Annotated in this window: 29 protein-coding genes and 1 pseudogene; 16 read left to right on the plus strand and 14 right to left on the minus strand. The window is 38.2% G+C overall.

Translation table 11 applies throughout. The annotated features are described in order from the left end of the window. Positions 1 to 2 precede the first annotated feature (2 nt). The 3 genes from lgt to BBROOKSOX_RS00800 are packed head-to-tail and all read left to right on the plus strand — an operon-like array spanning position 3 to position 1,953. The gene (lgt, locus tag BBROOKSOX_RS00790) at positions 3 to 776 is read left to right on the plus strand and encodes a prolipoprotein diacylglyceryl transferase (protein WP_139659259.1); all 774 of its coding nucleotides are present in this window, start codon (positions 3 to 5) and stop codon (positions 774 to 776) included. Beyond that, positions 773 to 1,627, plus strand: coding sequence for a thymidylate synthase (thyA, locus tag BBROOKSOX_RS00795; RefSeq protein ID WP_139659260.1), 855 nt, complete (start codon positions 773 to 775; stop codon positions 1,625 to 1,627). The genes lgt and thyA overlap by 4 nt, the downstream gene beginning before the upstream one ends. Next, complete coding sequence (locus BBROOKSOX_RS00800) at positions 1,624 to 1,953, plus strand: zinc ribbon domain-containing protein YjdM (RefSeq protein WP_139659261.1); 330 nt, start codon at positions 1,624 to 1,626, stop codon at positions 1,951 to 1,953. The genes thyA and BBROOKSOX_RS00800 overlap by 4 nt, the downstream gene beginning before the upstream one ends. On the opposite strand, the gene BBROOKSOX_RS00805 is transcribed toward BBROOKSOX_RS00800, so the two are convergent. Together BBROOKSOX_RS00805 and cas6 are read right to left on the minus strand one after the other, a co-directional pair. After that, positions 1,954 to 2,943 (minus strand): thioredoxin family protein, encoded by a 990-nt coding sequence (locus BBROOKSOX_RS00805; RefSeq protein WP_218973688.1) that lies wholly within the window; start codon positions 2,941 to 2,943, stop codon positions 1,954 to 1,956. It lies immediately after the preceding gene. A gap of 132 nt (positions 2,944 to 3,075) precedes the next feature. Next, positions 3,076 to 3,747 (minus strand): type I-MYXAN CRISPR-associated protein Cas6/Cmx6, encoded by a 672-nt coding sequence (gene cas6, locus BBROOKSOX_RS00810; RefSeq protein ID WP_139659263.1) that lies wholly within the window; start codon positions 3,745 to 3,747, stop codon positions 3,076 to 3,078. A 54-nt stretch (positions 3,748 to 3,801) separates the two neighbouring features. Between cas6 and rnc the strand changes: the two genes are divergently transcribed. From rnc to acpS, 5 genes are all read left to right on the plus strand, one after another. Next, positions 3,802 to 4,476 carry a ribonuclease III gene (gene rnc / locus BBROOKSOX_RS00815; RefSeq protein ID WP_139659264.1) on the plus strand — a complete coding sequence of 225 codons (675 nt, stop codon included), beginning with the start codon at positions 3,802 to 3,804 and terminating at the stop codon, positions 4,474 to 4,476. Then, positions 4,473 to 5,357, plus strand: a complete 885-nt coding sequence (gene era, locus BBROOKSOX_RS00820) for a GTPase Era (protein ID WP_139659265.1) — start codon at positions 4,473 to 4,475, stop codon at positions 5,355 to 5,357. The genes rnc and era overlap by 4 nt, the downstream gene beginning before the upstream one ends. Positions 5,358 to 5,471: 114 nt before the next feature. Then, positions 5,472 to 6,161 carry a DNA repair protein RecO gene (gene recO / locus BBROOKSOX_RS00825; RefSeq protein WP_139659266.1) on the plus strand — a complete coding sequence of 230 codons (690 nt, stop codon included), beginning with the start codon at positions 5,472 to 5,474 and terminating at the stop codon, positions 6,159 to 6,161. 5 nt (positions 6,162 to 6,166) lie between these two features. Next, a complete protein-coding gene (pdxJ, locus tag BBROOKSOX_RS00830; protein WP_139659267.1) occupies positions 6,167 to 6,892 on the plus strand; it encodes a pyridoxine 5'-phosphate synthase in 726 nt (241 codons plus the stop codon). Then, a complete protein-coding gene (gene acpS / locus BBROOKSOX_RS00835) occupies positions 6,889 to 7,311 on the plus strand; it encodes a holo-ACP synthase (RefSeq protein WP_139659268.1) in 423 nt (140 codons plus the stop codon). The genes pdxJ and acpS overlap by 4 nt, the downstream gene beginning before the upstream one ends. A 35-nt stretch (positions 7,312 to 7,346) precedes the next feature. Here the strand turns inward: acpS and BBROOKSOX_RS00840 are convergent, their stop codons facing one another. The 4 genes from BBROOKSOX_RS00840 to BBROOKSOX_RS00855 are packed head-to-tail and all read right to left on the minus strand — an operon-like array spanning position 7,347 to position 10,033. After that, positions 7,347 to 7,652: a hypothetical protein gene (locus BBROOKSOX_RS00840; RefSeq protein ID WP_139659269.1), complete on the minus strand. Its 306-nt coding sequence runs from the start codon at positions 7,650 to 7,652 to the stop codon at positions 7,347 to 7,349. A gap of 3 nt (positions 7,653 to 7,655) precedes the next feature. Continuing rightward, entirely contained in the window at positions 7,656 to 8,876 is a 1,221-nt protein-coding gene (locus BBROOKSOX_RS12440; protein WP_139659270.1) for a pentapeptide repeat-containing protein, read from the minus strand. Positions 8,877 to 8,888: 12 nt separating this feature from the next. Continuing rightward, positions 8,889 to 9,587, minus strand: a complete 699-nt coding sequence (ubiG, locus tag BBROOKSOX_RS00850; RefSeq protein ID WP_180323797.1) for a bifunctional 2-polyprenyl-6-hydroxyphenol methylase/3-demethylubiquinol 3-O-methyltransferase UbiG — start codon at positions 9,585 to 9,587, stop codon at positions 8,889 to 8,891. Continuing rightward, positions 9,584 to 10,033 carry a peroxiredoxin gene (locus BBROOKSOX_RS00855; RefSeq protein WP_139659272.1) on the minus strand — a complete coding sequence of 150 codons (450 nt, stop codon included), beginning with the start codon at positions 10,031 to 10,033 and terminating at the stop codon, positions 9,584 to 9,586. The genes ubiG and BBROOKSOX_RS00855 overlap by 4 nt, the downstream gene beginning before the upstream one ends. Before the next feature lie 44 nt (positions 10,034 to 10,077). Here BBROOKSOX_RS00855 and lepA point away from each other — a divergent pair, with 44 nt between their 5' ends. Together lepA and BBROOKSOX_RS00865 are read left to right on the plus strand one after the other, a co-directional pair. Beyond that, a complete protein-coding gene (lepA, locus tag BBROOKSOX_RS00860; RefSeq protein WP_139659273.1) occupies positions 10,078 to 11,865 on the plus strand; it encodes a translation elongation factor 4 in 1,788 nt (595 codons plus the stop codon). Between the two features lie 38 nt (positions 11,866 to 11,903). Continuing rightward, the gene (locus tag BBROOKSOX_RS00865; RefSeq protein WP_139659274.1) at positions 11,904 to 13,559 is read left to right on the plus strand and encodes a DUF262 domain-containing protein; all 1,656 of its coding nucleotides are present in this window, start codon (positions 11,904 to 11,906) and stop codon (positions 13,557 to 13,559) included. Between the two features lie 284 nt (positions 13,560 to 13,843). Here the strand turns inward: BBROOKSOX_RS00865 and BBROOKSOX_RS00870 are convergent, their stop codons facing one another. Then, on the minus strand, positions 13,844 to 14,854 hold the full coding sequence (locus BBROOKSOX_RS00870) for a S1/P1 nuclease (RefSeq protein ID WP_218973689.1): 1,011 nt from the start codon (positions 14,852 to 14,854) through the stop codon (positions 13,844 to 13,846). An 80-nt stretch (positions 14,855 to 14,934) separates the two neighbouring features. Further along, positions 14,935 to 15,720: a cytochrome C assembly family protein gene (locus BBROOKSOX_RS00875; RefSeq protein WP_139659276.1), complete on the minus strand. Its 786-nt coding sequence runs from the start codon at positions 15,718 to 15,720 to the stop codon at positions 14,935 to 14,937. Positions 15,721 to 15,786: 66 nt separating this feature from the next. Between BBROOKSOX_RS00875 and ffh the strand changes: the two genes are divergently transcribed. After that, complete coding sequence (gene ffh, locus BBROOKSOX_RS00880; RefSeq protein ID WP_139659277.1) at positions 15,787 to 17,202, plus strand: signal recognition particle protein; 1,416 nt, start codon at positions 15,787 to 15,789, stop codon at positions 17,200 to 17,202. A 9-nt stretch (positions 17,203 to 17,211) separates the two neighbouring features. Here ffh and BBROOKSOX_RS00885 read toward each other — a convergent pair whose 3' ends face one another. From BBROOKSOX_RS00885 to BBROOKSOX_RS00910, 6 genes are read right to left on the minus strand one after another with little or no spacing between them, the layout of a single operon-like run. Then, positions 17,212 to 17,865, minus strand: coding sequence for a hypothetical protein (locus BBROOKSOX_RS00885; RefSeq protein WP_139659278.1), 654 nt, complete (start codon positions 17,863 to 17,865; stop codon positions 17,212 to 17,214). After that, positions 17,862 to 17,999, minus strand: a complete 138-nt coding sequence (locus tag BBROOKSOX_RS00890) for a hypothetical protein (RefSeq protein WP_180323798.1) — start codon at positions 17,997 to 17,999, stop codon at positions 17,862 to 17,864. Before BBROOKSOX_RS00890 ends, BBROOKSOX_RS00885 begins: the two co-directional genes overlap by 4 nt. A gap of 34 nt (positions 18,000 to 18,033) precedes the next feature. Continuing rightward, positions 18,034 to 19,332: a histidinol dehydrogenase gene (gene hisD, locus BBROOKSOX_RS00895; RefSeq protein ID WP_139659279.1), complete on the minus strand. Its 1,299-nt coding sequence runs from the start codon at positions 19,330 to 19,332 to the stop codon at positions 18,034 to 18,036. After that, a complete protein-coding gene (gene hisG, locus BBROOKSOX_RS00900; RefSeq protein WP_139659280.1) occupies positions 19,329 to 19,946 on the minus strand; it encodes an ATP phosphoribosyltransferase in 618 nt (205 codons plus the stop codon). The genes hisD and hisG overlap by 4 nt, the downstream gene beginning before the upstream one ends. 15 nt (positions 19,947 to 19,961) lie before the next feature. Then, positions 19,962 to 21,221 carry a UDP-N-acetylglucosamine 1-carboxyvinyltransferase gene (murA, locus tag BBROOKSOX_RS00905; RefSeq protein WP_139659281.1) on the minus strand — a complete coding sequence of 420 codons (1,260 nt, stop codon included), beginning with the start codon at positions 21,219 to 21,221 and terminating at the stop codon, positions 19,962 to 19,964. A gap of 13 nt (positions 21,222 to 21,234) precedes the next feature. Beyond that, positions 21,235 to 21,861, minus strand: a complete 627-nt coding sequence (locus BBROOKSOX_RS00910; RefSeq protein WP_139659282.1) for an MlaC/ttg2D family ABC transporter substrate-binding protein — start codon at positions 21,859 to 21,861, stop codon at positions 21,235 to 21,237. A gap of 43 nt (positions 21,862 to 21,904) precedes the next feature. On the opposite strand from BBROOKSOX_RS00910, the gene uvrC reads away from it, so the two are divergent. The 5 genes and pseudogenes from uvrC to BBROOKSOX_RS12575 form a co-directional block, all read left to right on the plus strand. Then, positions 21,905 to 23,683: an excinuclease ABC subunit UvrC gene (gene uvrC, locus BBROOKSOX_RS00915; RefSeq protein ID WP_139659283.1), complete on the plus strand. Its 1,779-nt coding sequence runs from the start codon at positions 21,905 to 21,907 to the stop codon at positions 23,681 to 23,683. Between the two features lie 11 nt (positions 23,684 to 23,694). Continuing rightward, positions 23,695 to 23,871, plus strand: a complete 177-nt coding sequence (locus BBROOKSOX_RS00920; RefSeq protein ID WP_180323799.1) for a hypothetical protein — start codon at positions 23,695 to 23,697, stop codon at positions 23,869 to 23,871. Between the two features lie 435 nt (positions 23,872 to 24,306). Next, the gene (locus BBROOKSOX_RS00925; RefSeq protein ID WP_139659284.1) at positions 24,307 to 24,549 is read left to right on the plus strand and encodes an AbrB/MazE/SpoVT family DNA-binding domain-containing protein; all 243 of its coding nucleotides are present in this window, start codon (positions 24,307 to 24,309) and stop codon (positions 24,547 to 24,549) included. After that, on the plus strand, positions 24,546 to 24,878 hold the full coding sequence (locus BBROOKSOX_RS00930; protein WP_257607712.1) for a type II toxin-antitoxin system PemK/MazF family toxin: 333 nt from the start codon (positions 24,546 to 24,548) through the stop codon (positions 24,876 to 24,878). Before BBROOKSOX_RS00925 ends, BBROOKSOX_RS00930 begins: the two co-directional genes overlap by 4 nt. A gap of 279 nt (positions 24,879 to 25,157) precedes the next feature. Further along, a pseudogene (locus tag BBROOKSOX_RS12575) lies at positions 25,158 to 25,263 on the plus strand (IS30 family transposase); the annotation flags it as partial.

Here is a 25,263-nt window from a genome sequence, read left to right on the forward strand (position 1 = left end):
ATATGACATACCCTGATATCAATCCAATCGCATTAGACTTAGGCTTTGTCCAGATTTACTGGTACGGCATAATGTATCTATTGGCTTTTTTGAGTGCTTACTTATTGGCAAGTTATCGCACTAAGCAACTGAATGATTGGAGCAAACAGCAAGTAGAAGATATGATTTTCTACGGCGCCATAGGTGTTGTTTTTGGCGGTCGTATAGGTTATATGTTGTTTTATAATTTTGCTGCTTTGTTGTCAGACCCATTGTCTATCTTGGCTGTGCAAGATGGCGGCATGTCATTTCATGGTGGATTTTTAGGCGTGTTGTTGGGGATGGCATTATTTAATCGTAAATACAACAAAACCTTTTTTGCGACGATGGATTTTGTTGCACCACTTGTACCGTTAGGTTTAGGTTTTGGTCGACTGGGTAATTTTATCAATAGCGAGCTTTGGGGTAAGGTAACCACGAGTCCGTTTGGGCTCTATATTCAAGAGCAGGGTGTTGCGCGCTATCCATCACAATTGTATGAAGCCTTTTTAGAAGGCTTGGTATTATTCGTCGTTCTGTGGATATTTAGCAAGAAACCGCGTGCACCGATGACAATTTCTGCGTTATTTTTAATTTTGTATGGGTTGTTTAGATTTATAATTGAGTTTGTTAGAGTGCCTGATGTGCAGTTGGGTTATCTGGCATTTGGCTGGCTTACTATGGGGCAGTTATTAAGTTTACCAATGGTCATGTTGGGCATCTACTTACTTTTAAAAGCCAACAGAGCGTTGAGATGAAAGCATATATTGATATTGGCAGACGAATCTTAGACGAAGGTGTATGGCTGTCTAATGTGCGTACTGGGCAAAAAACCTTGGCCATTATTGGCACCACCTTTGAATATGACTTGTCTGCTGGCACAGTGCCAGTGGTTACCACCAAACAGCTCTTTTGGAAATTAGCCATTGCTGAAATGTTGGGTTATATTCGTGGCTATCAAAGTGCAGCTCAATTTAGAGCATTGGGTTGCAACACTTGGAATGCCAATGCTAATAAAAACCAAGCATGGTTAGATAACCCGCATAGAAAAGGTGAAGATGATATGGGGCTTTGTTACGGTGTGATTGGTCGTGCTTTCCCTGGTATTGAAGACGATGAGCCACTGGACCAATACAAAAAGATTGTGAGTGATTTATCTCGTGGTATTGACGACAGGCGTGAAATTATGACCTTCAATCACCCTAATCTTATTCATCGTGCATGTTTGCCAGCGTGTTTGCACACGCATCACTTTAATTTATTAGGCGATGATTTGTATCTTGAGAGTTATCAGCGTAGTAGTGATTATGTACTTGGGCAGCCATTTAATCATTTTCAAGTGGCGTTTTTATTATTAATTACCGCGCAAATTACGGGCAAGAAGGCTAAGAAGATGCGTCACCATTTGTCAAATGTACATCTGTACGAAAATCAAGTTGAAATTTTTAAAAATGAGCAGATGAATCGTGAGCCATTACCTCTGCCAAAACTTAACATCAATCCAGAAATTAAAACCTTGCAAGATTTAGAAACTTGGGTGACAATTGATGATTTTGAACTGCTTGATTATGAGCATCATCCAGCAGTGAAATACCCATTCACAGTATGAACCTACCTCAATGCCCAAAATGCAGTTCCAAATATGTTTATGAAGATGGCAATCTTTTGGTGTGTCCTGAGTGTGCTTACGAGTTCTCAGTGGATGATTTAGACGAGAAAGAGCGTGTTATTAAAGATGCAAATGGCAATGTTTTGAAGGATGGCGATACAGTAAGCGTTATCAAAGATTTAAAAATTAAAGGCTCTCAATCGGTGGTGAAAGTGGGCACTAAAGTTAAAAATATTCGCCTGTGTGATGGCGACCACGATATTGATTGTAAAATTCCAAGCTTTGGTGGAATGAAGCTTAAATCCGAATTTGTCAAGAAAGTATAGTTACTTCCAAATATCAACTGTAATCCCTTGTTCTCTTAACTTGTCAGACTTATGCTCAATATAGCGCTGAAAGTTTGACTGAGTTTTGTATGCACCTGTCAAAACATAATCCATAATGCTATGCAAGTGATACTGCTTGAAATAAGCATCTTTGCGAATAATTTCATGACCAGCCTTGTCAAAGAAAACAATGGCAGGTTTGTAGGTAAGTTTTAACGCCTCATACCAATCTTTGGCGGTGGTGCGCTGGCCTGATGGGGTAATCAATTTTTCATTAGACAGAGCATCCAAACGCACGACTTGCATTTGTTGTAAGTAGTCTTGTGTTTGCTTTAATGGCATTAATTGAGTATGAAAAAAATCACATTGCGTGCAGTTTGGTTCTTCAAAAAAGACAGCTAAAACTTTTTGTGCTGGTCGGTTTTTGCTCCGCATTAATAAATGCGGAGGTGAGGCAAAGATTGTATGCGAGTTAAGCTTACCAGTCTTGTTTTTCTTTAACTTGTTAAGGTAGTCGGCGTAAGATTCTGTGAGATAGACTTGGCTGGCAATATAATCTAGCGTGGTGTGCATTTTATCAATAGATTGATAACCATTGAGTCTGAGTAGAGTTCTCCCCTGAGGATTTAAAAAAACAAGGGTAGGGGTAAACTGGATTTTCATATGTGCTGAAAATTCCTTTTCAGTAAAATCTTTACCTGTCCAATCGCTCAAAGTTGTATCGCCCCACATATTGATTTCAATCACATCAAAATCTTTTTGTAATTTGGCAACTAATTTCTTATCATGAAAGTTATCTTTGACTAATTTAGCGCAGTAAGGGCAGCCATTTTGATGAAAATAAATCATGACGTGACGACCTTTGTCATAGGCTTCTTCTAAGTCTTCAGAAAAATCCATAAAGGTTGTTTTGAACCAGTCAGGCAAAATATCAATGGTTTCTGCACCTAAAAAATCCCCTTGTTTGAGCACTTCTTGAGCAACAGACATGGATGAAAGACATAAAGAAAATATTAGAAATACAATGCGCATGCGTTGATTGTAGTCCTAAAGTTAAGCCAATGCAAATTTGGGGTTAAATACCACTAAAAAATATTTAACTGCTAAGCTAGAAAAGTCTTGCTAGACTGCATTAACACTTTCAATGCCTTTTTGTGGCAAAAATAGTCCACAACCTAGTAGGCGATGCTTGCCAATGCCTATTTCTTGGAGTTTGACAGATTCTGCTTTTCTGAGGTCGGCTATCATCAAAGAGCGTGTATGAATGGCACCTTCTGGCATTGATATTTTGCGTTTTAAACCTGCCATCATCTTTTTAGGTTGAATACCTAGTGCTTGAAGTTGTGTGAATGAGGTTTGTAAAAAGGTTTCTTCACTGGCATTTTTGTCACACATAATATGTTTGGCAAAAACGATTTGCATATCACTCATCAGTTTTGACTTTAACGCCTTGACTATGTCAATCTGATAGTCGCCTAAATTTAGTGTTTTTCCAACCAAAACCTCCGCCTCAGCTAACTTTTCTTGAGGCATTCGAATATTAAGTTTAGAGCGTTTAGAAGGGTAGTAAAAGCCAGATTCATGGTTTTGTTCCCAGCCATTGCCATCAGCCACACTAATATCAAACACACCAGCATTGGCTTCTTTTAGCCAAGGTAGGTGTTTGAGTAATGCCTGAGACAGAAAATAAGCATGGTCAATGGGTAAAATTTTGGCGTGAATAGTAAACACAGCATCTTGAATCGTCTCAGGAAGCGTAAAATGCTCTTCTTTAATATCTTCTTGCCAAAACATAAGAATAATTGGATTTTATAATGGCGTTAATTATATATAGACACCTATTAAACAATGAACGAATTACAGAAAAAAATTAATTATCAATTTAAAGACATTGCTTTATTGAGGCAGGCATTGACGCATCGTAGCATGGGCAAGGGTAATAATGAGCGTCTTGAGTTCTTGGGCGATAGCGTATTGGGTGTGGTGGTTTCTCGTGAGTTGTATAAGCGTTTTCCAAGTATTGCTGAGGGTAAGCTGTCTCGATTTAAGTCTTATGTGGTTAGAGGACAAACGCTATCGTTGATTGCAACCAAACTGGAGTTATCAAATTTATTAATTTTGGGTTCGGGCGAGTTGAAAAGTGGCGGACACAATCGTAAATCTATTCAATCTGATGCAGTAGAGGCTATCTTGGGTGCTATTTTCTTGGAAGCAGATTTTGATATTGTTAATCGGGTAATTCTAGATTTGTTTAAAGAATACATAGAGAGCATTAATCCAAATGACACTCTAAAAGATTTTAAAACGCAGTTGCAAGAACGCTTGCAAAAGTTTGGGCAAACACTACCACAGTATGACCTAATCAAAACTGTAGGCAAAGACCATAATGCAAAATTTACGATTAATTGCTTTTTAAAAGACCAATCAATACAAGTTCAACAAGAAGCCAAAAGCATCAAGAGAGCAGAACAAATGTGTGCTGAGGTTTTGCTAGAAAAATTAAAAGAGCAAAAAGCCTCATGAATCATAAGGCAGGTTTTATTGCAGTTATAGGTCGCCCAAATGTGGGTAAATCGACTTTAACCAATGAGCTTATTGGTCAAAAACTCTCCATTACCTCGCACCGACCGCAAACCACACGCCACCGTATTCATGCTATTGACACCACTGATGATTATCAAATGGTGTTTGTTGATACACCAGGTATGCATATTGGCAACACTAAGGCTATTAATGCTTATATGAACAGAGCTGCCAGTTCTAGCATTAATGATGTTGATATTATTTTGTGGTTAGTTGAGGCAGGTAAATGGACCAAAGAAGATGCTCGTGCTTTGGAGCATGTAGCAAAAGCGCAAGTACCCGTTATACTGTGTGTGAATAAGATTGACAAACTCAAAGACAAGAGCGCAGTTTTGCCTTTTTTAGCAGAAATTGGAAAAAAATATCAACCTGATGATTTGTTCCCACTTTCAGCGTTTAACAAGCCTGATACCAAAGCACTGCGAGCATTAATTTTAAAATATTTACCAGAGCGGGATAATATTTTTGATGCCGATTATGTAACCGATAGAAGTGAAAAATTTGTCGTTGCTGAATTTATCCGTGAAAAGCTAATGCGCCATTTGACGGATGAATTACCTTACGATATTACTGTTGAAATTGAACAATATGAATTAGAGGGTGAAATGCAAAGGATTGCTGCCAGAATTTTTGTTGATAAAATCTCACAAAAAAGCATCGTTATCGGCAATAAAGGCGAGATGTTAAAGCTCATTGGCACCGAATCTCGTCAAAGTATCGAAGGTTTTTTGCAGCGTAAAGTATTTTTAAAACTTTGGGTTAAAGTCAAACAAGGCTGGTCTGATGACAAGCGTTCACTCGCTTCATTGGGATATGATTAATTAAAAGATATTTGTCAATGACGCAATTTAGTTTTGAGGTAGTTACATACAGCACATACAACCTTGTAGATACCCAATTAAAATTAATATTAGCACAGTATTTGGTGGTTAATTATGACTAAGATTGATTTAACCTCCGCTTTTTTGATTCATCGTCGAGCGTTTAAAGAGTCTTCTTTATTGTTAGATTTTTTTACCCAAGAGCACGGCAAGATTCGTCTAGTGGGGCGAGGCTTGCGCAAGTCAAAAACACCCTTGCAAATGTTTCAACATATGAAAATCTCTTTTTCTGGTAGAGGTGAACTTAAAACATTAACGACTTGGGAGGCAGATGATGAGCCAAGAAATTTACAAGGAGAAACGCTGATACTGGGAATATATACAAATGAGTTGATTGCTAGATTATTACAAGAACAAGACCCGCATGCTGCATTGTTTGATGCTTATAAGGCATTCATCAGTCAGATTACCAAACTAGATCAGCAAGCAAGATACTGGTCGCTCAGATTGTTTGAAAACAATCTATTGTTTCAATTAGGTTACGGCTATGATTTAGAGAGTGATGTGCATGGCGATGACATTGCACAAGGGGCTTATTATGAATATCAGTCGCAATCTGGTTTTGTGCGTAGCGACATAGGTAAAATATCGGGAAACACAATTCAACGGATGTTGGCAAAAGATATATTAAATAGGCCGGATGTTGAGCAATTAAAATTATGTAGAAATTTAAACAGGGCGAGATTGCAACCGTTACTCGGCAACAAACCCTTGCAAAGTCGCTCTTTATTCTTTACCAAGTAGACAAAATGAGTATTTATTTAGGGGTCAATATTGACCATATAGCCACAATTAGACAAGCCAGAGGCACAAACTATCCATCCCCAGTAGCAGGCGCGTTGTTATGCGAAAAATCAGGTGCAGACAGTATTACTTTGCACCTGCGTGAAGACAGACGCCATATTCAAGATGAGGATGTGGTTGTCTTGCGCGAGAAACTCACCACTAAAATGAATTTAGAAATGGCAAGTACCGATGAGATGATTGCTATTGCTGGCAGAATAAAACCGCAAGATTGTTGTCTAGTACCAGAAAAACGCGAAGAACTCACCACCGAGGGCGGGCTAGATGTTGTGAGTCAAATTTCAAGAATGACAGATGTTTGTGCACAGCTTAAAGCCTCTGATGTTGTTGTCTCCTTGTTTATTGATGCACAAAAAGACCAAATTGACGCCGCCAAGCAATGCGGTGCACCCGTGATTGAGCTGCATACTGGACATTACGCCGACACCACAGGCGCTGAACAACAAGCTGAATTTGAACGCATTAAAAATATGGCAACTTATGCCCATTCAATTGGCTTACAAGTCAATGCAGGACACGGACTAACACTAGAAAACACCAGAGCAATTGCACAATTACCTGAGATTGTTGAGCTTAATATTGGTCATTCAATTATTGCCAGAGCGGTATTTGTTGGGCTTGAGTCTGCTACTAATGAGATGAAAAATCTAATGTTGGAGGCAAGAGTATGATTTATGGCGTCGGCACTGATATTATTAATATTGAGCGAGTTGAGCAAATATTAAATAAAAACAAAGACGGCTTTGTACACCGTGTACTGTCTGAACACGAACAAGCGCTATTTGCCAACAAAGGCGATAGTGCTGCGTATTGTGCCAAACGCTTTGCTGCCAAAGAAGCTTTTGCTAAAGCCCTAGGCACAGGCATTGGCAGGATTGTCAGTTTTCAAGATTTAACCATTAGAAACAACGAACAAGGCAAACCCTATTTTATTCCCAGTGAAAAACTACGCTTATATCTCGTCGATCGAAACATCAAACAGGCACATTTAAGCCTATCTGATGAAAAATTTAATGCCGTGGCATTTGTGGTCTTAGAATTAGGCGAAAAAAACGAAGCCGAAAAAGACGAATACGGCACAACTTTCTAGCCCCAAAAACCCCAGTGTGATTTAGGGCGCACCCTCTAGTTAATGTATTGACCAAACCCCGCTTTGTAAGCCTCTCGCTTTGTGCCTTCACAGCCAAACTTTTTTGCAGTTTGGTAGCTTGATACCGCTAAGGGATGTTGTTCCAGCACAGGCACAGGCGTTCTGTGCATTTTAAAACGCTTTAGCCCTTGGTTCATTTTGCGATAACCCGCTGTATTTAACCCAGCACAGTTTTCGTTGTAATATTTTACTGCACCTATCATTATCAGCATTTCGTTAGGCGACAAGGCTTTAACTGTCAATGTTGTTGTTAATAATAAAAATAGAAATATTTTTTTCATTGTTTAAATGTTTTTAATGTAGCGGGAAAGTGTTTTGATACTAGCAGACAGTTCTCCTTCTTTGTCTAACGATTCTTGGTTGTTTGTGTTGTTAGATGAAGTGTTTTCTTTGAATAATAAGGCTTGACGCACGCTGGTAAAACTGTCTCTGAGGAGTGATAACTCCTCTTTTTCGATATTGTCAATTCTGGTTAGATTTAAGGAGGCAGTTAAAATGCCTGTGGCAATATCAATGTGGTTATTTTGAGTGATCAGTTGTTGGGTTAATTGGCGAATTTTCCAATCGTGCCTTAGGAGTGCTGTGCCAGCAAATGCCAAGACAAAACTGGGGGAAAATAGAACCAAATGGAAGGAGGATAGGTTGCTAATATCAACTGAAAAAATCTTGCTGTAGTAAATATACCCTGCTATTAGTATTGCCGAGAAAAACAAAATAATGCCAAACTGCATTAAGAATGTTGAGTTTTTTTTATAGGTTTTAAGCGTGTCAGAGCCATCTTTATTGGAATTTGATATTTTTTCGATTGCGTCCTCTAATTCTTTGTCTTGACTCTCATCGCGTTGTACTGTTGCGTTCTTTAATTTGATTTTTAAAAGGGCTACTTGTTCGGCTTCCGCTGTTTTTTCCTCTAATTTTTCCTCTAATTTATCTATTTCAATTTGCTTATCTTTTTGATTTTGAGTGTTGTCTTCTAATTGTTGTATTTTTCTCTTTAATTCTTTCTTTTCTTGAATAGCTTGTTCGGCGTGTTTTATTTGTTGTTGTAATTGTGTTACTGTGTCATCATCAGTTAATCCTAATATTGCTCGTTGTGCCTGATCAACAAAGGCGTGTTCTGTATTTATAGCCCCTCGCAAATCCACCCCTCGCAAATCCACCTCTCGCAAATCCACCTCGTATAAATTTGCCCTTCGCAAATTTGCCCTTCGCAAATCCACCTCTCGCAAATTCGCCCCTCGCAAATCCACCTCTCGCAAATCCACCTCTCGCAAATCCGCCCCTCGCAAATTCGCCCTTTGCAAATTCGTTCTTCGCAAATCCACCTCTCGCAAATCCGCCCCTCGCAAATCCGCCCCTCGCAAATTCGCCCTTTGCAAATTCGTTCTTCGCAAATCCACTCCTCGCAAATTCGCCCTTTTACCTTTATCCCCCCCGCCTGTGTGTAACCAAAATTGATGTTCAGATAAGATTTCCCTCAGTTGCTCGGCGCTAATTTCTCTCATAAACTGTTTAGATTATTTCTGATAAAAACACAGATAATTCACACTCACATCACTTTCAAGCTTATAAGTTTTTGTAAAAGGGTTGTAAGTCATGCCAATCATGCTTTTTAGGGTTAAATCTGAGTGTCTTGCCCATTCGTCCATTTCGCTCGGTTTGATGAACTTGTCCCAGTCATGAGTGCCTTGTGGCAGGAGTTTGAGGATGTATTCTGCGCCAATAATGGCAAATAAGTAAGATTTTGCATTGCGGTTAAGGGTGGAGAAAAATAGCTGCCCATCAGCTTTAACGAGCGCACTACAAGCTTTGATGATTGAGGATGGGTCAGGCACATGTTCTAGCATTTCTAGGCAGGTTACAATATCAAAGGCTTGAGCGTTATCTTTGGCAAAATCTTCGACAGGGATTTTTTGATAATCTACTTCTAAACCCGACTCAAGTAAGTGTAGTTTGGCAACTTCTAAGCCTGCTTCTGCCATATCAATACCGGTAACAATCGCACCTTCTAGAGCGAGGGATTCTGCTAAGATGCCACCACCACAGCCAACATCAAGGATTTTTTTGTCTTTTAACGAGCCACCACATTTTTCTTTAATGTAGTTTAGGCGTAGTGGATTAATGTCATGTAGTGGTTTGAATTCAGAGTTTTTATCCCACCAGCGCGATGCTAATGCGGCAAACTTATTAACTTCATCAATATCTACATTGCTCATAATGCTTGCACTGCTTGCAAAACCTCTTCAACATGACCTTTAACTTTAACTTTATCCCAGGCTTTAAGAATATTACCTTTGGCATCAATGATAAAGGTAGAGCGCACAATGCCCATATATTCACGCCCCATGAATTTTTTTAGCTGCCAAACATCAAATGCTTCACATAAATCTCCCTCTACATCGGCAATCAATTCAAATGGAAATGCTTGCTTGGTCTTGAATTTTTCATGTTTGGTTAAATCGTCTTTTGAGACACCATAAATGATGGTATTGGCGTCTAAAAATGCTTGATGATTGTCTCTAAAATCTTGCCCTTCAGTGGTGCATCCTGGCGTGGCATCTTTGGGGTAAAAATACAAAACGATATTGTGCCCTTGCGTATCAGGAATGCTAATTTCTAAATTGCTTGTGGCTTGGCAGGTAGTTGGTTGGACTTTATTCATAACGGTATAATTTCGGGTTTAAAAATTCCAATTTTAACACCTACATGAAAAACATTCGTAATTTTTCAATTATTGCCCATATTGACCATGGAAAATCGACCATTGCCGATCGATTCATTCAATTCTGTGGCGGTTTAAGCGATCGAGAGATGTCAGCACAAGTATTAGATTCAATGGATATTGAAAAAGAACGCGGTATCACCATCAAATCGCAAAGTGTAACACTGGACTATCATGCCAAAAATGGTGAAACTTATCAGCTCAACTTTATTGACACACCAGGGCATGTGGATTTTTCTTATGAAGTCTCGCGTTCACTGTCTGCTTGTGAAGGTGCACTACTCATTGTTGATGCCTCGCAAGGGGTAGAAGCACAAACGGTGGCTAATTGTTATACTGCCATTGAGCAAGGCTTAGAAGTGGTAACAGTACTAAATAAAATTGACCTGCCAGCGGCAGACCCTGAGCGCGTGGTGGATGAAATTGAAGATGTGATTGGTGTTGAAGCGCAAGACGCCGTTCACGCCAGTGCCAAATCGGGTGTGGGTATTGAGGATATCTTAGAGCAAATTGTTGAAAGAATTCCCGCGCCAAAAGGCAGCGTAGAGGCCACAACTAAGGCATTAATTATTGATTCTTGGTTTGATAATTATCTAGGGGTTGTCTCTCTTGTTCGCGTTATGGATGGCGAGATTAAGCCAAAAGATAAGATTAAAATTTTCTCTAATGGCCATGAGCATTTGGTGGATGAAGTCGGTGTGTTTACGCCTAAGCGGGTCAAAACCACAAGCTTAAAAGCAGGTGAAGTGGGTTTCTTAATCGCCAATATTAAAAACATTGACGGTGCACCAGTGGGCGACACGATTACCAGTATTAAAAATCCAGTAACCGAGCCTTTAGAGGGTTTTAAACCAGTGCAGCCTCGTGTATTTGCAGGTTTGTTTCCCATCTCAGGTGAAGATTATGAAAAATTCCGCGATGCGTTGGCAAAACTTAGACTCAATGATGCAGCATTACAATACGAGCCTGAAAATTCTGATGCCCTAGGCTTTGGTTTTAGGATTGGTTTCTTGGGTTTGCTGCATATGGAAATCGTTCAAGAGCGCTTAGAGCGGGAATATGATTTGGATTTAATCACCACCGCACCCACTGTGGTGTATGAGATTTTAGACACTAAGGGCAATACATTGCGTGTTGATAGCCCATCAAAAATGCCAGAAAATCAATTTATTGACGAGTTTAGAGAGCCAATTATTACTGCCAATATTTTAGTAACAGATGAGTTTGTCGGTAATGTGATTAGCCTGTGTGTTTCAAAACGAGGTGTGCAAAAGAACCTAACTTATATGGGTAAGCAAGTCTCAATGGTATATGAGTTACCACTCAATGAAGTGGTGCTTGATTTCTTTGATAGATTAAAATCGGTATCACGAGGTTTTGCCTCAATGGATTACCAGTTTGCACGCTACCAAGCCTCGGATTTAATCCGTCTTGATATTCAAATTAATCAAGAATCGGTCGATGCCTTGGCGCTTATTATTCACCGTGAAGACTCCGTGCGCAAAGGCAGGGAGATTGCCGAAAAAATGAAAGAGCTGGTGCCAAGACAAATGTTTGATGTTGCTATTCAAGCCTGTATTGGCGTCAAAGTGATTGCCAGAACCAATGTTAAAGCCCTTAGAAAAAATGTAACTGCCAAGTGTTATGGTGGCGATGTTTCTCGCAAACGCAAATTACTTGATAAACAGAAAAAAGGTAAGAAGCGTATGCGCAGCGTTGGCAGAGTAGATATTCCTCAAGAGGCGTTTTTGGCAGTTTTGCATATTGATTAGTATTAGTATAGAATATTTTCTTTAAAACACCTAAAATTATGGGAAATAAACTAAAAATAAACACAGACGACCTAAATCTCAGAGACTTGTTGGGCAATGGCAAGAAATACCTTGTACCAAAATTTCAAAGAGATTATTCATGGGGGCAAGAGCAATGGCAAGATTTGTGGGAAGACATTGAATTTATTCATGAGAATGTTGATGAATACCATTATATGGGGTATTTGGTTTTACAAGAAAAAGAAGACAGCGTCTTTAGTGTCATTGATGGACAACAGCGATTTACTACATTCTCACTGATTGTTTTAGCGGCCATTAAAAGATTAAAAGAGATTAATGATGAGGAAAGAGCAAACCTGCTACTCAGAACCTTTATAGGCACTGAAGATTTAACTTATCTAACAATAGAAAATAAGTTAACACTTAATCGTAACAATGATTATTATTATAACCAAGCAGTTTCAGGACAGCCGATACCCAAAAGAAGTGTTAATAAAACTACTAGATTGATGCACGATGCATTAGACTTCTTTTATGAAAATTTTTGTCATGAGCAATTCTCACAAGGTGAAAAGATTAACGCCTTAATTGGAAATGTTGCTAGAAAGACCTTGTTTACTACTATATTTATTGGCGATGAACTTAATGCATATAAAGTTTTTGAAACATTAAATGCTAGGGGCGTGAGATTGTCATCAGCAGATCTGCTAAAAAATTACTTGTTCTCAACAATTGACATCAGTCAAGATATGCCTGATAAATTCATAGATAAACTGGATGAACAATGGGAAAAAATTGGTGTCAATATTTTTGGTAAAAACTACACCGATTACCTTCTAACAGAATGGAACAGTCGTCATAAAAAAGTAAGGCAAAATTTATTGTTTAAATCAATAAAAAAAGAAATAACAAACGACACTCTTGCTAGAAAGTATTTAAATCAATTGAGTAGCCATTGTTATCTTTATGCAGCATTAATCAATCCAGAAGAAGAGTTTTGGAAAGATTTTCCAGAATATAAAGAAATAAAGAGAGACTTGTTGTTTCTGAAAATGTTTGGTATTAGCCAACCAATTAGCCTGTTATTTTCCAGTTGCCTAAATTTTGAATCAGAATTTCATCGTATTCTAAAGTGGATTAAAAATCTGTCATTGCGCTACAATGTTATTTGCAGAGAACACACTGGAGAGCAAGAAAATCTTTATAGTAAAATTTGCGTTGATATACAAGATGGGTGTGGAATTCAAGAGATTAAACAAAAATTACTCACCTTGTACCCAAGCGACGAACGCTTTAAAAGTGATTTTACTGAAAAAACCTTTCCGACCAAACAGTCAAATAAAAAGGCGCGTTATTTATTAGCTCGGTTGGAGGAATACAACAGTAACAATAGTGCAGTAGACGAAAGTAAATTAACCGTTGAGCACATATTACCTGAAGAGTCTGATAATCATTGGTGTGAATATTTTGGAAAGAATTATGCTGTCTTTAATCAGCGTTTAGGCAACATGGCGTTAGTCTCATCTCAAGACAATATGGCTCAAGAGCCATTTTCAGAAAAGAAACCAAAAATATCAAACACAAAATATCAAATTAATGATATTGACTCATATTCGGATTGGGATGAGGTTGCTATCAATTCTAGGCAAAGCGATTTAGCGGATATCGCAGTTTTGTTATGGAAAATACAATAACGACCCAATGCTATTTTCAAAAAAATAATTACTTAGAGATCTTTGCATAAATAGGAATAACCATCAAAAACCCACTTTTCACCCACTTGGCGATTTTTTTAAATCCAGCCTTAGCTCTGCTAGGACAAGCTTTAAAAAAATCGCCAAGTAGGTGAAAAGTGGGTTTTTCCAATCCTCTCTATTTATACAAAGGTCTCTCTAGTTAAATATTTGTCTTTGTAATATTTTTAAAAACCCGATAGAGAGTCCAAAACTTATATAGACTCTAAAGAGAAGGGGTTTTCTTAATAGATAGAATTAAGAATATAACCCAAACGCAATCCTGCTAAGTACACTAAATTAATGGTAGTTTGTTTAACATTGTTTAAATAATCATCTGTTAAAACAATACTGTCTTTAGGGTCTTTTAATTTAACAATATCAGCGTCTATGGCGGAAAATACATTTTTATCAAATTGTTGTAAATCGTTTATCCAGGCTTTAGTGCTAAAACCCATTTGATATTTTTTTGGGTCTATTGTGGTACTTTTTACTATATTGGCAACGAAATCTTTAACTAGGTTTTTAGCAAAAAACTTTTCAGCATTGATGAAATATTCTTGAATGTTTCCTGTTTCTGGTGGGTATTGCTTTCTTGCTGCATCGGTTAAACATCCCATGCCATCCCAAATTGCGTGTAATTCTCTTGTTCTTAAACATTTGCCAGTTGCAGATGTTTTAACAAGAATTGAATTGGCGCCATAGGTTTCTCCATAAGGATTTCTTTTGGTTTTATACACTTTATATAAAGGCTCTATCACATGTAGCGGTTGATGAGCATCTCCGACTAAATGCACTAAATACATTAATAATAAAGACTGTTTAAATTTGCTTAGAGGATTGTCTTTTGGGTTTAATTTGTGTTTTTTGAATGCATGTAAAACCTTTTCAAGGTTCCAGTATAGGTCTAATTTGTAAAAAAGAACTTCGTTTGCATTCTTCGGAAGAGGAATCTTTTGGGGGTTGTGTATTGTTCTGCCAGAAAAATGTGCCTTGCTTAACACCTCAATATTGTGCATATTGTCTAACCAACTAGCGGATATAATGGGATTAAGATTCTTTTCAGAATCGCTAAGTTGATCAAGGATATCTGACAACAAAGGGGTGATTTTTGCTCGTTTTTCTACAGAAAGTTGATTAAGTGCAATATTTAAAATACTTAAGTGACCCTCTAGCCCATAGGCTTTGACCATAGACGGGGCGAATAGCAATGATTGAAATAATAGTACAGAGATAATTTTTTTTATAGGTTTCATATTTTTTATAGGTTTCATTGTTGTTATTGTGAGATTCTATCATATTTTATAAATTGTGTTGGGATTTTTAAGGGTGTTCTTTAAGACAGCAAACGCTCTAAGACAAACTTAGAGCCAAAATAAGCCAACAACAACACACTAAACCCTAACTGTATGGCGGTAATGGCTTGTTTTCCACGCCAGCCAAAGAGTTTGTGCCCAAAGATTAACACAGCGAAAATAATCCAAGCCACTAATGAAAGCACTGTTTTGTGAATAAGGTGTTGTGCAAAGAAATCGTCAATAAAGATAAAGCCGGTAATAAGTGATAAAGTTAGCAGGTAAAAACCAACTCGTAAACCTTGAAACATTAGTCTTTCCATGGTTTGCAATGATGGAAGTTTATTGATAAAACTGTTGATTTTTTTGGCGTGTAAGTAGTTTTCTTGGATTTTTAGTAACACTGATTGACACACTGCCAAAGCAAGCAGAGCGTAGGCAGTAATAGATAAAAATACATGTGAGGCAATGCTTAACGAGATGGTTTTGCCAGCAGTATCAGGGAATAAAAGACTAAAGGCAAGTGATAAAGCAGTCAGTGGATAAACCAAAACACCCAGTGCATGTACGGGCTTGGAGAGTGAGGATAAGAATAACAAAACCGAGATTAACCAAGCAGAAAAAGAGGCGCTGTTGGCAAGCCCAAAGAATACACCGTTAGTCGTCCAAAAATTTGTGAAAGTTAAGGTGTGTGTGATTATGGCAAAACTGAGCAATAAAAAAACGCTTTTTTGGTGTTTGTGCTGAGCGTTGTCTTGTGTGAAAAAACGCATTAATAATAGGGCTGCTAATAAATAAGCGATGATTGCGAAATAAGATAAAAGCATAATCAACTTTGCGTAGGTAAATATAAGTCATTATAATAGTATATTTACCTCTTATTAACACAAAAAATGTTTAACAACTTAACCGATAGACTCTCCAACAGTTTTAAAGCTTTACAAGGCAAAAATAAACTCTCCGAATCCAATATTAAAGACGCTATTCGTCAGGTGCGCCGTGCTTTGCTAGAGGCAGATGTTGCACTTGAGGTGATTAAAGTATTCCTTGATAAGGTACAAGAAAAAGCCTTAGGTTTGAAAGTCGGCGAGGGGCTAAACCCATCACAGGCTTTTATTAAGTTAGTTGAATCAGAATTAACACAGATTATTGGCGGTGAGAACAAAACTCTAGATCTCAAAGCACAACCACCAGCAGTGGTAATGGTAGCAGGTTTGCAAGGTGCGGGTAAAACCACTTCAATTGCCAAGCTGGCGCGTTACTTAAAAGAGCGTGAAAACAAAAAAGTCTTAGTCGTCAGTGCTGATGTTTATCGTCCAGCAGCGATCAAACAATTGGCAGTGTTGGCACAACAAGTTGGCGTGGACTTCTTCCCGTCTAATATTAATGAAAAGCCCGTAAGTATTGTTGCCAAGGCTAAGAAACACGCACAAAAACAATTTTTTGATGTGCTTTTAGTTGACACCGCAGGTCGATTGCATGTGGATAGTGAGATGATGGATGAAATCCAAGTCTTGCAGAAAAAAGTTAATCCGATTGAAACCTTATTTGTGGTTGATTCAATGACCGGTCAAGATGCAGCACATACTGCCAAAGTTTTTGCTGATGCTTTGCCATTGACAGGTATTATTTTAACCAAAACTGATGGTGATGCACGAGGTGGTGCGGCGCTTTCAGTACGCCATATCACCGGCAAGCCAATTAAGTTTTTAGGTGTGGGTGAAAAAGTTGACGCACTAGAGCCATTCCACCCAGATAGAATTGTCTCACGCCTATTAGGCATGGGCGATGTTTTGTCATTGATTGAAGAAATTGGACAAAAAGTTGACCATAAAAAAGCAGAAAAAGTCGCCAAGAAAATGGCAAAAGGGCAGTTTGATTTGGAAGATATGCGTGATCAACTGCTGCAAATGGAACAAATGGGTGGTATAGAAGCCTTGATGGATAAAATGCCAGGCATGGGGCAAATACCTCAAAGTGTTAAGAATCAAATGATGGGGGCAGTAGAAAGTAAAAAAATGGTGGCTATTATTAATTCTATGACACCTAAAGAACGCACGCACACCAAACTTATCAAGGGTTCACGCAAAAATCGTATTGCTAGAGGCTCTGGTACAGGACCACAAGATGTTAATAAACTACTCAAACAGTTTGAAAAAATGCAAAAACAAATGAAGAAAATGGGTGGCGGAAAAATGCAAAAAATGATACAAAAGATGGGCGGTATGCAGGGCGCTGAGGGTGGACTACCAGACCTGTCTAAAATGAAATTACCGCCTATGGGTGGTGGTAACAAGTTCCCTTTTTGAAATTTTGTGTTAAGATTGTTTTGAAAAAGCAGCCGAAAAGTGCTCAATACTGTTTTTAGCGCGACTATCTGTGTTAATTGTCTTTAATATTTTTTTAGCGTGTGATTTATAATTTTTATTACCAGTAATTAAAAATGCTCTTTTTAGATAATCTATTGCCAAGATGGGCTCCTGTTCCAAAAGTTCTGATAGTTCTTCATAATGATCTGCCTGTACTTGGGTGGCTTTTAAGAATTTTTTAAACTCTTCTTTAAAATTATTGTTAAATTCTATGTATTCTGATCGATTGAAATCTGATGGCATTTCAGCTCTAGGTGTTTTAATAATGACAGTTTCTTTCCCCAGTGCTTGTGCTACACCAAGTTCGTAATATAAGTTTGCTTGGGTTTTGATGGGCGTATCTTCGTGAATAATAACAATACATACTGGTACAGATTCAATAATTTTCCATATTTTTAATAAAAAATCTCTACCAGTTCTTTCCGCACTTGCATCTATAACTTTATATTCAAACGATTGACAGCAATCTTTTATAGATTGCTCAATATCTGAAACTAGTTTGGGTTTTGTTTTTCCTAGTTGGGTAATTAAAAAACAATGTTTTGGACGAAATTTAATCAAATAATTGATGGCATCGCCATCAATAGGACTGTAAATAATCACTTACGCTTTTTTGCCACAGGTACTTTAGCATACGGACCATCACTTTTTTTGTGTGAAAGAATACGACCCTTGTCGCGATCAATTTTGACATAACGATTAGTGCGTGGATTTTTAACTTGAATAATATCTGCCATAATCCTTATTATAGATAATTTTATTTATAATTGTTTATGATTTTTGAATACGATAGCGGGCAGATCGCGCGTGAGCCTGTAAACCCTCACCATCAGCCAAGGTAGCAGCGATCTCACCGAGCGTGTTTGCGCCTTTATCAGACATCATAATTAGAGAGGATTTTTTCTGAAAGTCATAAACGCCGAGTGGTGATGAAAAACGCGCCGTGCCTGAGGTAGGCAGTACATGATTAGGCCCTGCACAATAATCACCGATTGCCTCACAGGTATTTCTACCCATAAAGATAGCGCCAGCGTGCTTAATATCATCAAGCATGGATTCTGGGTCTTCAACACAGAACTCTAAATGCTCAGGGGCAATTTGATTGGAAATCTTAATTGCCTCAGTTATGTCTTTGGTGTGGATTAAAGCGCCACGCTCTTTAAGTGCCTTGGCAATAATCGTTTTTCTAGTCATGGTTGGTAAAAGTTTAGCAATGCTTGCTTCTACTTGAGCGATAAAGTCTGCATCAGGACACAATAAAATGGATTGTGCGTCTTCGTCGTGTTCAGCTTGTGAGAATAAATCCATGGCAATCCAATCAGGGTCGGTTTTGCCATCACAAATAATCAATATCTCGCTCGGTCCAGCAATCATATCAATGCCAACTTGCCCAAATACTGCGCGTTTAGCAGTTGCCACATAAATATTACCAGGACCGACGATTTTATCAACCTTTGGCACTGTTTCAGTACCATGAGCAAGGGCTGCAATCGCTTGTGCACCACCCACGGTATAAACGCTGTCTACGCCTGAGAGGTGAGCTGCTGCCAATACCAGTGGTACAATGACACCGTTTGGCGTAGGTACCACCATGATTAATTCTTCAACGCCAGCCACTTTAGCAGGAATAGCATTCATCAAGACCGAAGAAGGATAAGCGGCTTTACCCCCAGGTACATACAAGCCAACACGCTCAATCGGGGTGATTTTTTGCCCCAACATTGTGCCGTTGTCTTCTCTGTAAGTCCAAGTGGTTTGCTTTTGCTTTTCGTGATAGGTGCGTACTCTGTTGGCTGCAACTTGTAATGCGGTTTTTTCTTTGTCGCCTAAGTTGTCAAAGGCAGTTTTTAGCATGTCCGCATCAAGGGTTAAATCTGCCATACTGCTAGCATTAACACCATCGAACTTAATACTGTAGTCAATCAGTGCTGCGTCGCCTTTGGCTTTGATGTTGGCAATAATGTTATCAACGGTATTGATAACTTCTTTGTTTGAAACATCATTCCAAGCGAGTAATTTCGACAGTTTGTGTTGAAAATCAGATTGAGTTGAACTAAGATTGGTTATCATAGATTTCTCTCAATACTTTCAATCCAAGTTTTGATTTGTGTATTTTTGGTTTTGAATGATGCAGCGTTCACCACAAGGCGAGAGCTAATGTCCTCAATGTGCTCAAGTGGCATAAGACCGTTTGCCTTTAGTGTGTTACCCGTGTCAACCAAATCAACAATACAGTGCGCCAAACCAACGACGGGTGCGAGCTCCATTGCACCGTAGAGTTTAATAATTTCAGTTTGTTGGTTTTTAGCGTCAAAATAGCGTTTGGCAGAATTGACATATTTGGTGGCAATTTTCAAGGTGTCTTGTTTTAATTTTTCTTTGTCACTTGCTGCTACCATTAGTTTGCATTGGGCAATATTCAAGTCTAACAATTCAAATAAGCCATTAGCACCATGTTCAAGTAAGACATCTTTGCCAGCGATACCCATATCAGCTGCACCGTGTTGCACGAATACGGGAACATCAGTGGCACGAATAACGATTACCTTGACCTCATCAAGGTTGGTGTCTAGAATTAATTTTCTGGAATTCAGCTCTTTATCGGCAATTTCTAACCCTGCTTTTTTTAGCAATGGTAGGGTTTGTTTAAGAATTCTGCCTTTAGACAATGCGATTGTTAACATAATTTATACTCTTAATTAATCTTGGACTCTTTCAATGTCAGCGCCCAATGATTTTAATTTCTCTTCAATGGTTTCATAGCCACGGTCAAGGTGATAAACACGCTCAATCGTGGTGGTGCCTTTAGCGGCCAACCCTGCCAGCACTAATGATGCCGAAGCCCTTAAATCAGTTGCCATCAAGTGCGCACCAGTGAGTGATTTTACGCCTTTACAAACCACCGTATTGCCCTCTAATGTTAGGTCAGCCCCCATACGCATTAACTCAGGAATGTGCATGAAACGATTTTCAAAAATATTTTCAGTAATGCTACTATGACCTTTTGCAATCGTATTTAATGCGGTAAATTGTGCTTGCATATCGGTTGGAAAATTTGGATAAGTGCCGGTTTTAATACTGACGGCTTTTGGTCGCTTGCCTTTCATGTTAAGGCTGATTGATTCTTTTTCAGTTTTAATGTCAGCACCGATTTCAATTAATTTTCCAAGCACTGAACGCATTGTTTGAGGATTGGCATTTTTAACAGTAATAGAGCCACCAGTAATGGCAGCAGCGATCAAGTAAGTGCCTACTTCAATACGATCTGAGCAGACTGAATACTCTATACTGTTTAATTTACTCACACCTTCAACTGTGATAATTGAGGTGCCAATACCGCTAATTTTTGCACCCATTTTATTAAGGAAATAGCACAAGTCAGAGACTTCTGGCTCTTGTGCAGCGTTGTTAATTATGCTCGTACCTTTGGCTAAAGTGGCAGCCATAATGACATTTTCTGTGGCGGTTACAGTTACTTGGTCAAAATGAATATTTGCACCTATCAAGCCATCAGTTTTTGCGTAAATATAGCCATTTCCAACGCTAATACTAGCACCCAACTCTTCTAATGCTTTCAAGTGAAGATTAACAGGGCGTGTACCAATAGCGCAACCGCCTGGTAGCGACACTTTGGCTTCGCCATATTTTGTCAACATAGGTCCTAGCACCAAGATTGATGCACGCATGGTTTTAACCAAATTGTAATCGGCAACCAAATTATTGAGTTTTGATGAATCAACAAACAAGGAAGAGTTTGATTCTAAAATAAAATCAGCACCCATGCTCATTAACAATCTGAGCGTGGTAGATATGTCGCTCAGCTGCGGTGTATTATTAAGCGTTATTGGACCATCTGCCAAAATAGAGGCAAATAAAATAGGCAATGAGGAGTTTTTAGAGCCTGAAGCTTTAATGGCGCCTTGCAGGGGTTTGCCACCTTGGATAACTAATTTATACATTTATATGGTGAGTTTAATTTTGCGCAAGTTTTTTGATCAATTTTTTAGTTAGGCTATCAATTCCCTTGCGTTTAATATGTGAATCAAATTGTGCCTTGTAAGTTTTAATCAAACTAATACCTGAAAACACTACATCATACACACGCCACTGTTGCGAATAAATCATTTTTATAGAAATACGAATAGGCTTCGGGTCGTTGTTAAGATTGATAGATAACTTGACGATCGACTTGTCATCTTTGCGTTTTACATTAGGATCGGCTGAAATCTTAAGGCTATCAAATTTATCATAAGAACTAAGAGCGCCAGCGTAATCTTTGATTAAAGATTTTACGATATAGTCTTGGAAGATTTGTTGTTGTTGATGATCTAAATTATGCCAGTGTTTTTTTAGCGTCAGTTGCGTTGAAAATTTTATCGCAATATTGGGTAATAATTTTTCCTTGATTAACCCCTTGATATTTTCAGGTGTGGCTTTTTGTTGTGTTCTAAGATCTTGAATTGACGATAGTGTGTTTTCGAAAATACTAAGTGCAGCTGCACTTGGTGTATTAAAGTCGTTAATTGACAAGATATTGTTTGTTGCTAAAGCCATATTCATCGATAAAATAGACCCTATAATAAGTAGCGTTTTAATCATTTTTTAATTACATAGACTTTTTAAAAGTTTTTTATTTTACCCGATGGCGCCAGAAAAACTAAAAAATTTAACAACGCAACCCGGTGTTTATCAAATGCTTGATAAACAAGGCATGGTGATTTATGTCGGTAAGGCAAAAAATTTAAAAAAACGCGTATCCAGTTATTTTAGTAAAACCCATCAAGACGATAAAACCAGAGTGCTGGTTGCTAATATTGATGATTTTGATGTGGTGATTACCGACACAGAAACACAAGCATTGTTGTTAGAAAACGAGCTGATTAAGCAGCACAAACCCAGATATAACATTTTGCTAAAAGATGCAAAGAGCTACCCCTATATTTATATCACCAATGACAAGCACCCAAAAGTGGGTTTTTATCGAGGCACAAGGCATAAAAATTATCAATTTTTTGGTCCTTATCCATCCGCACATGTGGTGCGAGACTCGCTGAATTTATTAAAGAAAATTTTTAAAGTTAGGCAATGCGCTAACGCCACCTATCGCGCTCGCTCACGACCTTGTTTAGAATATCAGATCGCGTTATGTAGCGCACCATGTGTGAATAAAATCAGCGATAAAGATTACGCACAAGATGTCAAAATGATGTCGCTTTTTTTATCAGGAAAGAGTGTGCAAACGCTGGACAACATCTCACAAAAAATGCAAGCAGCCGCCAAAAATCAAGAATTTGAATTAGCAGCGCACTTGCGTGACCAAATGATTGGACTACGCACGATTCAAGAACAGCACAGCTCTCAAAGTATGGGTAATATGGATGTTATTAGTGTCGCCACGCAAGAGGGCGTTCATGCTGTCGAAGTGTTATTTGTACGCTCAGGCAAGCAAATTGGTCAAGAATGTATTTTTCCAAAACACACCAAAGGCAAAGACACCACAGAAGTTTTGTCGGCCTTTTTGCCCTTGTATTATTTAGGCAAAGACACCCCTACGCAACTATTACTCAGTGAAAAATTATCAGATAAAACATTGATCGCCCAAGCGCTATCTACCAAAATTATTGACACACCACAAAAAGACAAGCGCCACTTTCTAAAAATTGCCGATTTAACCGCACAGGAAAACCTAAAACAACATCTGGCTTCTAAATTCACCAAACGCGTACAACTAAAGCAACTACAAACCACGCTTAATCTTAAAACCCTACCAAACACCATGGAGTGTTTTGATATCAGCCACACCATGGGTGAGGCAACTACCGCATCCTGCGTGGTGTTTGACAAAGGATTGCCAAAGATTAAAAAATATCGCCAATTTAATATCAAAAATATCACCCCAGGTGATGACTACGCAGCCATGAATCAGGCAGTTTTTAGGCGTTATTCGCGTTTATTGAAAGATAAAAAACCCTTACCTGATGTGGTGTTTATTGATGGTGGTTTGGGACAACTCAATCAAGCGATTATGGTGATGGACTCCATTGGTGTTGAATCTATTCAACTCGTTGGCGTGGCAAAGGGCGAAGGGAGAAAAGCAGGGCTGGAAACTTTGATACTGGTTAAAGACGGCAAAACACAAAAAATCAACCTACCACCACACGACCAAGCCCTGATGTTGATTAACCATATTCGTGACGAATCACATCGCTTTGCCATTAAAAACCACCGACAAAAGCGCGGTAAAAAACGCACAACCTCAGCACTTGAAGGCATTGAAGGTATCGGCAAAGCACGCCGAACAGCACTACTTAATCATTTTGGTGGTTTGCAAGAGCTCAAGCAAGCCTCTGTTGAAGAAATGCAAAAAGTCAACGGCATTAGCCTTACCTTAGCGACTAAAATAGCCAAAACCCTTAAATAATCAATTCAGCCATGTTTATCCTTCGTCTTTTAGTTATCGCATTTATTATTGGTTATGTTGTTTGGAAGATAAACAATAAACTACTGGGTAAAAATCTCAAACTTGCTCAAGTGATTGCTGCAGCTTTGGTGGTGACTTCATTGGTGTATTTAGTGCTTGGGATTTTATCGTATTTGATTGAGCCTTAAATCAAGCAAAGCTTAATTATTTTTTAATCTTGTCGCTGCGTGGCAACGCTCGGTACTTTTTCTACTTGTCTAGAGAAAGTACCCAAAAAGAAGACATCCACTAAAAGCTATCTAAAGCACTCTAAACTTGTTGCGCTACCTTTGTAAACAACAGCACAAGGGATTATCACTCCACTTCGTCAAGATTGCTTTGATGATTTTTATCAGACCTTTAGAAAATACACCAGGAAATTATAAACATAAAGAGGGTTGATTGATTTTCTATCAATTGGCACTGCATTAAAACCAATTATGCTAAATGTACGAGGGATTTTGATTGTTAGTTTTGTTAAAGAAATAATTAGTGTCAGAGTGTTGTTTTTTATAAAAACCAGCTAACAAACAAATCCCTTTTATGATATACTTTTGATATACATAAAAATAAAGCAAAGAAATATGCAAACAACCGTTTCCAAATGGGGTAATTCAGCAGGGTTAAGATTATCAAAATCAATTACAAGTCAACTGCACATTTCTATAGGGGATAAGTTGGATATTAATATTGACAAAGGTAGAATTATCATTAAACCTGTGGTTAAAAAACACAAGCATAATCTCGATGAATTATTGGCACAGGTGCCTAGTGATTACCAAGTGAGTGAGGTTTTTTCAGATACTCAAGGCATAGAAAAATTGTGAGTTATATTCCTAAAAAGGGTGATTTTGTCGTCCTTAGTTTTAATCCACAATCAGGACATGAGCAACAGGGAAGAAGACCCGCTTTGGTGATTAGCAATACAAGTTTTAACAAAAGAATGGGGTTGGCTGTTGTTTGTCCTATTACCAATACTGATAGAAAAAATCCTTTTCATGTTCCTGTTGATAGTGATAAATTAACAGGGTTTGTGATGAGTGAGCAGGTTAAATCGATAGATTACAAAACTAGAAAAGTTCAATTTGTCGCACCAGCAAAACCAAAACTGGTTAACAATGTGTTAGGTATTGTTGACAGTATTATTCAAACATAGATAGATTTAATCATGATTCATTCTGATAAAGGGGATGCCATGCGTTTAATTGGTGTTCTTACTGCGGACTTGAAAAATTAATGATGTAATACCAAATTCAAAAAATAACAATACCATAAATAGTGTATAATAATCATTTTTTTCACCAACAAAACAATGCCAAAAAGAATTCAACTACCTGATGATTTTTATAAACACGAGAGACCTTTGTATAACCCAACAAAAAAAACCCAATCTGCTAAAATAACACCCATCTAAAACAACCATAAAACACCCAAAATGTCTTGGAAAAACACCCAACAAAATTCATTTGCAGATTCTCTTGTTATTGAACATAAATCTCTATCAGAACTAGACGATGTGCATAACATCATTAACTGGGGCG

The organism is bacterium endosymbiont of Bathymodiolus sp. 5 South, from assembly GCF_900128535.1.
Taxonomy (GTDB): domain Bacteria; phylum Pseudomonadota; class Gammaproteobacteria; order PS1; family Pseudothioglobaceae; genus Thiodubiliella.

Bases quoted from the DNA above. Each gene is read 5' to 3' on its own strand.
- hisG (WP_139659280.1), bottom strand. From the start codon at position 19,946: ATGTTAACAATCGCATTGTCTAAAGGCAGAATTCTTAAACAAACCCTA.
- era (WP_139659265.1), top strand. From the start codon at position 4,473: ATGAATCATAAGGCAGGTTTTATTGCAGTTATAGGTCGCCCAAATGTG.
- ubiG (WP_180323797.1), bottom strand. From the start codon at position 9,587: ATGAGCAATGTAGATATTGATGAAGTTAATAAGTTTGCCGCATTAGCA.
- ffh (WP_139659277.1), top strand. From the start codon at position 15,787: ATGTTTAACAACTTAACCGATAGACTCTCCAACAGTTTTAAAGCTTTA.
- BBROOKSOX_RS00920 (WP_180323799.1), top strand. From the start codon at position 23,695: ATGTTTATCCTTCGTCTTTTAGTTATCGCATTTATTATTGGTTATGTT.
- hisD (WP_139659279.1), bottom strand. From the start codon at position 19,332: ATGATAACCAATCTTAGTTCAACTCAATCTGATTTTCAACACAAACTG.
- murA (WP_139659281.1), bottom strand. From the start codon at position 21,221: ATGTATAAATTAGTTATCCAAGGTGGCAAACCCCTGCAAGGCGCCATT.
- lgt (WP_139659259.1), top strand. From the start codon at position 3: ATGACATACCCTGATATCAATCCAATCGCATTAGACTTAGGCTTTGTC.
- BBROOKSOX_RS00890 (WP_180323798.1), bottom strand. From the start codon at position 17,999: ATGGCAGATATTATTCAAGTTAAAAATCCACGCACTAATCGTTATGTC.
- recO (WP_139659266.1), top strand. From the start codon at position 5,472: ATGACTAAGATTGATTTAACCTCCGCTTTTTTGATTCATCGTCGAGCG.
- cas6 (WP_139659263.1), bottom strand. From the start codon at position 3,747: ATGTTTTGGCAAGAAGATATTAAAGAAGAGCATTTTACGCTTCCTGAG.
- BBROOKSOX_RS00865 (WP_139659274.1), top strand. From the start codon at position 11,904: ATGGGAAATAAACTAAAAATAAACACAGACGACCTAAATCTCAGAGAC.
- BBROOKSOX_RS12440 (WP_139659270.1), bottom strand. From the start codon at position 8,876: ATGAGAGAAATTAGCGCCGAGCAACTGAGGGAAATCTTATCTGAACAT.
- rnc (WP_139659264.1), top strand. From the start codon at position 3,802: ATGAACGAATTACAGAAAAAAATTAATTATCAATTTAAAGACATTGCT.
- BBROOKSOX_RS00925 (WP_139659284.1), top strand. From the start codon at position 24,307: ATGCAAACAACCGTTTCCAAATGGGGTAATTCAGCAGGGTTAAGATTA.
- BBROOKSOX_RS00875 (WP_139659276.1), bottom strand. From the start codon at position 15,720: ATGCTTTTATCTTATTTCGCAATCATCGCTTATTTATTAGCAGCCCTA.
- BBROOKSOX_RS00910 (WP_139659282.1), bottom strand. From the start codon at position 21,861: ATGATTAAAACGCTACTTATTATAGGGTCTATTTTATCGATGAATATG.
- BBROOKSOX_RS00800 (WP_139659261.1), top strand. From the start codon at position 1,624: ATGAACCTACCTCAATGCCCAAAATGCAGTTCCAAATATGTTTATGAA.
- BBROOKSOX_RS00855 (WP_139659272.1), bottom strand. From the start codon at position 10,033: ATGAATAAAGTCCAACCAACTACCTGCCAAGCCACAAGCAATTTAGAA.
- uvrC (WP_139659283.1), top strand. From the start codon at position 21,905: ATGGCGCCAGAAAAACTAAAAAATTTAACAACGCAACCCGGTGTTTAT.
- BBROOKSOX_RS00870 (WP_218973689.1), bottom strand. From the start codon at position 14,854: ATGAAACCTATAAAAAAAATTATCTCTGTACTATTATTTCAATCATTG.
- lepA (WP_139659273.1), top strand. From the start codon at position 10,078: ATGAAAAACATTCGTAATTTTTCAATTATTGCCCATATTGACCATGGA.
- pdxJ (WP_139659267.1), top strand. From the start codon at position 6,167: ATGAGTATTTATTTAGGGGTCAATATTGACCATATAGCCACAATTAGA.
- acpS (WP_139659268.1), top strand. From the start codon at position 6,889: ATGATTTATGGCGTCGGCACTGATATTATTAATATTGAGCGAGTTGAG.
- BBROOKSOX_RS00840 (WP_139659269.1), bottom strand. From the start codon at position 7,652: ATGAAAAAAATATTTCTATTTTTATTATTAACAACAACATTGACAGTT.
- thyA (WP_139659260.1), top strand. From the start codon at position 773: ATGAAAGCATATATTGATATTGGCAGACGAATCTTAGACGAAGGTGTA.
- BBROOKSOX_RS00805 (WP_218973688.1), bottom strand. From the start codon at position 2,943: ATGTCTGTTGCTCAAGAAGTGCTCAAACAAGGGGATTTTTTAGGTGCA.